The organism is Serratia sp. CY44782 (genome assembly GCF_052168715.1).
GTDB lineage: Bacteria > Pseudomonadota > Gammaproteobacteria > Enterobacterales > Enterobacteriaceae > Serratia > Serratia nevei.
Genome location: NZ_JBJNME010000020.1, coordinates 1 through 7,645, shown reverse-complemented (window position 1 = coordinate 7,645; position 7,645 = coordinate 1). Strand labels below are relative to the sequence as shown.

The 7,645-nt window shown below is 62.6% G+C and carries 8 protein-coding genes; all 8 read left to right on the top strand.

Annotated features, from left to right (window positions below):
- A partial coding sequence (locus ACJ8HT_RS23925; protein ID WP_442520140.1) for a Mu-like prophage major head subunit gpT family protein occupies positions 1 to 849 on the top strand: 849 nt, incomplete at its 5' end.
- A 59-nt stretch (positions 850 to 908) separates the two neighbouring features.
- Entirely contained in the window at positions 909 to 1,469 is a 561-nt protein-coding gene (locus ACJ8HT_RS23920; protein WP_350429829.1) for a hypothetical protein, read from the top strand.
- A 2-nt stretch (positions 1,470 to 1,471) separates the two neighbouring features.
- Positions 1,472 to 1,894 (top strand): gp436 family protein, encoded by a 423-nt coding sequence (locus ACJ8HT_RS23915; protein ID WP_350429828.1) that lies wholly within the window; start codon positions 1,472 to 1,474, stop codon positions 1,892 to 1,894.
- Positions 1,888 to 2,355 (top strand): phage tail terminator protein, encoded by a 468-nt coding sequence (locus ACJ8HT_RS23910; protein ID WP_350429827.1) that lies wholly within the window; start codon positions 1,888 to 1,890, stop codon positions 2,353 to 2,355. The genes ACJ8HT_RS23915 and ACJ8HT_RS23910 overlap by 7 nt, the downstream gene beginning before the upstream one ends.
- Positions 2,352 to 2,549, top strand: coding sequence for a DUF7210 family protein (locus tag ACJ8HT_RS23905; protein WP_060417720.1), 198 nt, complete (start codon positions 2,352 to 2,354; stop codon positions 2,547 to 2,549). The genes ACJ8HT_RS23910 and ACJ8HT_RS23905 overlap by 4 nt, the downstream gene beginning before the upstream one ends.
- Complete coding sequence (locus ACJ8HT_RS23900) at positions 2,546 to 3,292, top strand: hypothetical protein (protein WP_350429826.1); 747 nt, start codon at positions 2,546 to 2,548, stop codon at positions 3,290 to 3,292. The genes ACJ8HT_RS23905 and ACJ8HT_RS23900 overlap by 4 nt, the downstream gene beginning before the upstream one ends.
- Positions 3,292 to 3,765, top strand: coding sequence for a DUF6631 family protein (locus ACJ8HT_RS23895; protein ID WP_350429825.1), 474 nt, complete (start codon positions 3,292 to 3,294; stop codon positions 3,763 to 3,765). The genes ACJ8HT_RS23900 and ACJ8HT_RS23895 overlap by 1 nt, the downstream gene beginning before the upstream one ends.
- 199 nt (positions 3,766 to 3,964) lie before the next feature.
- Positions 3,965 to 7,645 (top strand): tape measure protein (locus ACJ8HT_RS23890; RefSeq protein ID WP_442520139.1); only part of this gene is annotated, 3,681 nt, incomplete at its 3' end.

Below are 7,645 nucleotides of genomic sequence, written 5' to 3'. Positions count from 1 at the left end.
GCCGATTCTGACTACACCAAAATCGCCACGGTCATCAAATCGACCACGGCAACCAACATTTACGCCTGGTTGGGTCAATTCCCGCAAATGCGTGAATGGGTCGGCGCTCGCATCATCAAGGACATGAAAACCGACGGTTACGGCATCACCAACAAGCTGTATGAAGCCACCGTGGGTGTGCCTCGCACGGCGATTGAAGATGACAGCGTTGGCGTCTATCTGCCTGTGATGACCGAAGCCGGCCGGTCAGCAGGGGTTTACCCGGATGAGCATATCTTTGCGCTGCTCAAGGCCGGTGAGACCTCGCTCTGTTACGACGGCCAAAACTTCTTTGATACCGAGCACCCCGTCGCGGCGAACGTGGACGGCACCGGCACGATCACCCCGGTCAGCAACCTGCTGAAACCGGCAGGCACCGACCCGGCCAGCCCGGCTCCGTGGTATCTGATGTGTACCAAGCGCGCATTGAAGCCGCTGATTTTCCAAGAACGCATCAAGCCCGACCTCAAGGCCAAAACCAGTGACGACACCAGCGATCATGTCTTCATGAACGATGAGTTTCTTTATGGCGTGCGTGCGCGGTCGGCGGTGGGCTTCGGTTTCTGGCAGTTCTGCGTCAAGTCCACCAAGCCGTTGACGGCGGAGAACTACCAGGAAGCCTACACGCTGCTGCGCAACATGGTGGCTGATGGCGGTCGTCCGCTGAACATCAAAGGCGATCTGCTCGTTGTTCCGCCGACCCTGGCGGAAGCGGCGCGCAAGATTGTGGGCGTGGCCACCATCAACGGCGGCGAAGACAACCCGAACTACAAGCTGTCCGACATCCTGGACACCGCCTGGCTGATTTAAGCCGATCGTCACTCACTGATAGCGCTACGCCCTACGGGGCGTAGCGGGAGAATGTTGTTATGGCTACCCCAATCAAAAAGAAAGCGGAAGAAAAATACGTCAAGGACGATAAAAAGCCAGGTGACGGCACCGAGACCGACGCAGGTTCCGCTGCAGGTGACGGCACCGAAAACGGCGCGGGTTCGGCTGCAGGTGACGGCACTGAGACCGACGCGGGTTCGGCTGCAGGTGACGGCACCGAGACCGGCGCAGGTTCCGCTGCAAGCGACGGCACCGAAAACGGCGCGGGTTCGGCTGCAGGTGACGGCACCGAGAACGGCACGGGTTCCGCTGCAGGCGATGGCACCGATAACGGCGCAGGTTCCGCTGCAGGCGACAGCACCGATAACGGCGCGGGTTCCGCTGTAGGTGATGACACCGAAACCGGCACCGATGCGAAACCCCATTGGTTCACCGTACAGGTGGTGCGCTCACCGAGCGGGCGGCGTTTCCGGGCAGGTGTTGAGTTCACCGCCGAGCCAAAACCCTACGATTTCTCGCTGTTTAGCGCTGAGCAGCTCAAAGCACTGGCTGCAGATCCGTTCTTGCGCATCAAGCGGATTACGCCGGCTGAGGAATAATCATGGGGTACTGCACGCAGGCTGACCTGGTGGACGACTTCGGCGAGCAGGAAATCATCCGCATCTCCGACCGCACCCGCCCGGCAACGGGCCAAATTGACCCGGCCGTGGTGGAGAAGGCGATCGCGGATTCGGACGCCGAAATCAACATGTACCTGGAGGGGCGCGGCCTGCTGCCGCTCCCCAGCGTGCCGGACACGCTGCGGCGTATCGCCAGCGATATCACCCGCTATTACCTGTATCAGAACCCCAGGGACGATTCACCGGTAACCACCCGTTACAACCAGCGCATCCGCCAGCTCGAAAAAGTGGCGTCTGGCCGGTTATCGCTGGGGCTGGACAACGCCGGCGAGGTGCTGGAGCCAGACGACAGCGTGGTGTTTGTGCCAGGGCGCAACATGTTCCGGAGGGATGGGCTGTGGTAACCGACTATCTCTTTTGCGAGCCGCTGCTGATTGGCCACCTGCGTAATGCTGTACCGGAGTTTGTCGAAGTGACCGGCGTCGCCGGGCTGTCTCAGATGAACGATGACAACCCGATATGCCCGATGGCGTATGTGATGTACCTGGGCGATACCGTCAACACCTCGACAGCCGCCACCGGCGGCAGCCAGCGCCGGCTGCAGTTCGTGACGCAGCTCTGGGCCGTGGTGATTTGCGTGTATTTCGCCGACGGTCGCGGCCTCGGCGCAGATATCAGCAGCGAAGCCGGCCCGCTGATGTTGAAAACCGTCGAGGCCCTGGCTGGGTGGTCACCGCTCGAAGGGGTTACCCGGCCGCTGGCCAGGAGCAATCAGAGCCTGCCGGCACAGTACGAGTCCGGCTATGGCTATTACCCCCTGGTGTTTCATGTGGAGGTTCCCGCCGCGATTGGAGGCTATCGATGACCAGGCGAATTGTACTGACCGGCCCGCACACCCATCAGGGCGTGGCGCTTGCTGCCGGCACTGAGATGGAAGTGGACGACGCAACGGCGCAGTGGCTGATTGAGCACGCCGGCGCGAAAAAAGCGGGTGTGAACCGCAAAACCAAAACCGAGACCGGCTCCGCCGACTCACCGACCGAGGAACAGGAACAATGAGCGCAGAAACTTACTACTACGGCCAGGGCAAGGTGTTCCTCGGCCGTCGCAATGCGCAGGGCCAGGCGGTATCGCTGCGCTGGATTGGCGACGTGGGCGAGCTGCAGATTGCTCTCACCACGGACTCATTCACCCACAAAGAGTCCTACACGGGCCAACGTGCGCCCGTGCGCCGCATCAGTACCGGCAAGGATGGCACGGTCACCGCGACCTGGTTTGAGCATTCGCCGGATAACCTGGCCATTCTGCTGTACGGCGAGAAAGTGGCAGTCCCAGCCGGCACCATCACCGGCGAAGCGCTGCCGGCAGGTATCCAGGCCGGAGACCGTGTCACGCTGAACCATCAGAACGTCAGCGCCGTGACGATTGCCGATTTGGTCGAGGGGACGGATTACAAGCTCGACGCCAAGTTCGGCGCGCTGGAGTTCCTGACCACGCCGGCCACGCAGCCGCTTAGCGTCAACTATACGCACGCCAGCAGCGTTAACACCTCGGTATTCACCCAAACGCCAGATGAATTGTTCCTGCGTTACGAGGGGATCAACCTGGCAGAGAACGGCGCGGCCGTCGTCGTTGAGCTGTATCGCGTGCAATACGACCCGGCGTCGGCGTTGAGCCTCATCAATACCGACACCTCGTTGCCAGGGCTGGAAACCACCGCGACCGTGCTGTTGGACACTGAGCGGCCGGATGATGCCCAATTTGGCCGCTATGGACGCGTGATCCACGTCGGGAGCGTCTGATGACGGATGAGCTGAACATCCTGATACCTGACCGGACGCTGACTATCTGCGGCGTCGAGGTCACGGTGCATGAGTACACGCTGGCAGAGCAGCTGCAGCACCGTCAACCGCTCAAGGCCATCAGCGAAGGGTTCATGGATGCGATGAACGCCAAGCCGGATGCCGAGGTGTCGATTGATGAGCTGTACGACGTACTCGGGGCGAACTGGGATGCGGTGCTGCAGGCGGTAGCGGTCTCCTGTGGCCGCAGCGTCGAATGGGTCGCTGGTCTCACCGGTGACGATAGCGAGAGCCTGCTGCTGATCTGGTGGGGCGTCAACGCGGCTTTTTTTACCCGCAACGCCATTCGCCCGGCGCTCACCAGGCTGGTGCAGCAGCTGCAAAACCCGCCCCCTGGGGAGAGGTCTTCGGCTGCCTCATCGACCACGGCCACCGATTCGGCGATCTGCGGCACTACACCGCCCGCCAGTTGAAGTTGTTCCATGAGCAGGCACTCAAGCGCGAGCTGACGGAGCGAATGCACCACACCCTTGACGGCAGCGCCAGTTTCGCGGGGGGAAAGACGTTAAAGGGGTATATCGACAAGTTTAAACAGGCTTTAAAACGGCGTTAATTTCCCTCCTTCCACCCCGCTGACCGGCGGGGTTTTACTCATACCGACGGTGATCAAGCATGGCAAGCGGAAACGGCAACCTGGAATTGCGCCTGCGTATTCAGGCGGATTTAAAAAGCGCCCAGGCCTCCCTCAAACAACTGCAGTCTTCCCTGGACAGCGCCAGCCAAAGCGGCACCCGGTTGGGCAGTGCCGGCGGCTCGGCAGCGTCCGGTCTCGATCGGGTCGGGAGTTCTGCCGACAGCGCCAACCGAAAGCTCGATAAAACCGCCGCTAACGTCGATGGCCTGAGCAACCAACTGACCCGGCTCAAGCCGCTGGCGGCAGCCATCGGCATTGCCCTGGGCGGTGGTCTGATAGCCAACCTGGCCAGCACGTCAGATGAATACACCAACCTGGCGGCGCGTATTCGCCTGGTCTCCACGTCCAACGAACAGGCGGCAACGACCTTTAAATCGGTTATCGGTGTGGCGAATGAAACCGGTCAACGCATCGCCTCGACCGCCGAACTGTATACCCGCATGGCCCGAACGCTTAAAGGCAGCGCGACCCAGACCGAACTGCTGCAGGTGACGAGCACCATCAACAAGGCCGCGATCGTCTCCGGAGCGACGGCCGAAGAGTCCACGAACGCCATCATCCAGCTTAGCCAGGGATTGGCGTCCGGCACCTTACGCGGGGAAGAATTCAACTCGGTGTCCGAACAGATGCCGCGCATCATGGAGATGCTGGAGAAATCCCTGGGCAAAACCCGTGGCGAACTGCGCGCGATGGCCGAGCAAGGGATGCTCACCACGCAGGTGGTCTTCAAGGCGCTGAAAGACGGTGCCGGCGACGTTGACCGGGAATTTGCGCAGATGCCGCTGACCATCGGCCGCGCCGCCACGGAAATGGCCAACGCCTGGGTCGAGTTTGTCGGCGGCACCAACGATGCGCTGGGCGCATCCAAGGCGATTGCGGCCGTCATTTCCGGTCTGGCCAGCAACATGTCCACGTTGACCACTGCCGCCATTGCCCTGGCGGTGGTGATGGGCGGCCGTAAGGTCGCCGCGCTGGTTGCAGCGACTACGGCCGCGCGTGCCGACCGCATCGAGACGCTGCAGCTTGCTGAGGCGGAATATGCCGAAGCCAAGGCCGCCGTGGCTGCCGCGCAGGCGCAGGCCGCCCGCGCCAAAGTCTCCGGCATCACCGCACCAGGTGCGCGCGCCAAGGCGGAAGACCTGGTGACCGCGTCTCTGGTTCGCCAGACCGCTGCAGAGAAAGCGCTGGGCGTCGCCCGCGCCTCTGCATCGACCTTTGGTCGCCTGGGGACGGGATTGATGGGGTTGCTGGGTGGCCCGATGGGGCTGGCCATCACCGGCGTGACGCTGGCCGTCGGCGGTCTGAGCGCGGCCTATGCGGCTAACCAGGAGCATGAAGCCGCGCTGGCGCAGCAGCACCAGCAGACCATCCAAACCCTGGAAGACCAGCGCCAGAAGACCGAGGCGCTGATAAGCGCCCAGGGCCGCCTGAAAGATTCGGTCAGCACGGGCGATGCGCTGACGCAGCAGCGCACCAACGCCGATGTGCTCACCCAGGACAGCAAGAAACTCAGCGACCTGCAGAGCCAGGCGGCATCGCTTAAACAGCAGATTGACGGCCTGCTGAGCAGCCCGGCCCCGAGCGGGATCGGCATCGTATACCTGACTGACAAACTGGCCGAGGTGCAAAAGCAAATCGATGCGCTAACGCCGAAGTTTGACAACCTCAGCGACGTGCAAGACAAGCTGTCCGATGAGCTGGAAAACCGCCTGGCGCGCGCGATGGATGCACCGACCGCCAGCGGCAAGACGCTGCGTGATGTGTTGACCGATCTGCAGAACGCCGGCCCCATTCGCTGGATGGATGAGGCCGTGGCGCAGATGGCGCAAAGCGAGGCGTCCTTTACCGCGTTGAGCGCCGAAGCCGACAAGCTGCGGCCGAAGCTGGAGAAAGAGCTGGCCGATGCGACCTACACGGCCGCGCAGCAGTTGGAGCAGCTGCGTGACAAAACCATTGCGGCGGCGCTGGCGGCCGGCAAGGCGCCGGAAGATATCGACAAACTGCGTGAAAGTCTGGAAAAGCTGATCAACCTGCAGAAGCAGACCGACCAGGCCAAGGAGAACAAGAAAAACTCAGACGCGGCTGCGCGTTCGGCCAAGTCGGCCGCCTCGGCCAATGAGACCTACGTCAAGGGGCTGGAGAAACAGGCCTTTGCCGTCGGCAAGACCAAATCGCAGGTCGCGGCTTACGAGCTGGCGGAAAAAGGCCTGTCAGGGGCGCTGAAAGCGCGAGCCGAAGCGGCGCTGGCAGTTATCGCTGCCAGCGAGCAGAAAGAGAAATCGGACGCGAACTCCACCAAGAACGCCCAGCTGCAGGCGCAATATCTGAAAGCCACCGGCGACGTGCTCGGCGGCGGCCTGGCGGAAGTGCGGGCCAACATCGCCGAGATGCGCAAGGAATTCACCCAGACCGGCAACACCGAGGGGCTGGCCTGGCTGGACAAATTGCTGCCTGTACAGGAAGCCAAGGTGCGCGCCGATGCGCTCAAAAAGAGCCTGGATGACCTGCAGACCTACCGCAGCCAGAAAGAGAGCAGCATCCAGGCGCAGGTGCAAGCGGGCCTCATCTCAGAACTGCAGGGCCGCCGGCAGCTGGTCGCATTGCATCAGGAAGTCGGCAGCAAAATCACCGAGAGCCTGCCGCAACTGCGTGAAATGGCGGCATTGCCTGGCGAAGCCGGCGAGCAGATGCGCGACCTGCTGGCCAACCTGGAAAACGAGCTGATAACGCTGAAATCCACCACGGACGACCTGACGGCCGCGTTTAAAGATGGGCTGCAGGATGGCATGGAAAGCACGCTCAACGGGCTGGCCGATGGCACGCTAAACCTCAGTGATGCAGTGTTAAACCTGGCTAAATCGGTCGCCAATGCCATGGCGCAAGTCGCATCACGAAACCTGGCCGGCATGGCGATGGAAGGCCTCGGCAGCGTGACCGACAGCCTCAAAGGGCTGCTGGGTCTCGGGGCCAGTACGGCCGGCAGTGCCGCTGGCACCGCTGTTAATGCGGCCACTGATACCGCGACCGATGCTGCCGGTGCGACCACCTACGCGACGGCCATCACCACCGCCTCCACGGCGGGGGCCACCGCCATGGGCACCTCAATCACAGCCGGCAGCACGGCGCTGACGGGCGGGTTCACCACGGCGCTGACCACCGGCATCACGGCACTCACCACGGCGTTGACGACTGCATTCACGACCGGTGCGGCAACGCTGGCCTCGGCCATTGCGTCCGCCAGCGCCGCCGGCGGTGCGACCTCCGGCCTGGGGGCTGCTGCCAGCGTGGCGGCCGCGACCGGTGGCCAGGTAACCGGCCCTGGCACCGGCACCTCCGACAGCATCGCGGCTCGCCTGTCCAACGGGGAGTTTGTCATGAAGACTGCCGCTGTACAGCGCTATGGCGTGGACTTCATGCACGCGGTTAACCAGGGCCGGCTTGGCGCGTTCGCGGATGGCGGGCTGGTCTCCGACCCCGGCTTTAGTCGCGCGGCCGGCGTGAATCAATCCGTTAACCCTGATGCACCGGGTGCGCAAGGTTCCGGCGGCAGTACGACCAACCTGCAGCAGTACCTGGTGCTCGATCCAAACGAGATGCTGGATAGAGCCGTGAAAAGTGCGCCAGGTAACCGCGTCATGATGACCTGGGTCAAGGCCAAT

Excerpts from the sequence above, each read along its gene's own strand:
- ACJ8HT_RS23920 (WP_350429829.1), top strand. The coding sequence starts at position 909 with ATGGCTACCCCAATCAAAAAGAAAGCGGAAGAAAAATACGTCAAGGAC.
- ACJ8HT_RS23915 (WP_350429828.1), top strand. The coding sequence starts at position 1,472 with ATGGGGTACTGCACGCAGGCTGACCTGGTGGACGACTTCGGCGAGCAG.
- ACJ8HT_RS23905 (WP_060417720.1), top strand. The coding sequence starts at position 2,352 with ATGACCAGGCGAATTGTACTGACCGGCCCGCACACCCATCAGGGCGTG.
- ACJ8HT_RS23900 (WP_350429826.1), top strand. The coding sequence starts at position 2,546 with ATGAGCGCAGAAACTTACTACTACGGCCAGGGCAAGGTGTTCCTCGGC.
- ACJ8HT_RS23895 (WP_350429825.1), top strand. The coding sequence starts at position 3,292 with ATGACGGATGAGCTGAACATCCTGATACCTGACCGGACGCTGACTATC.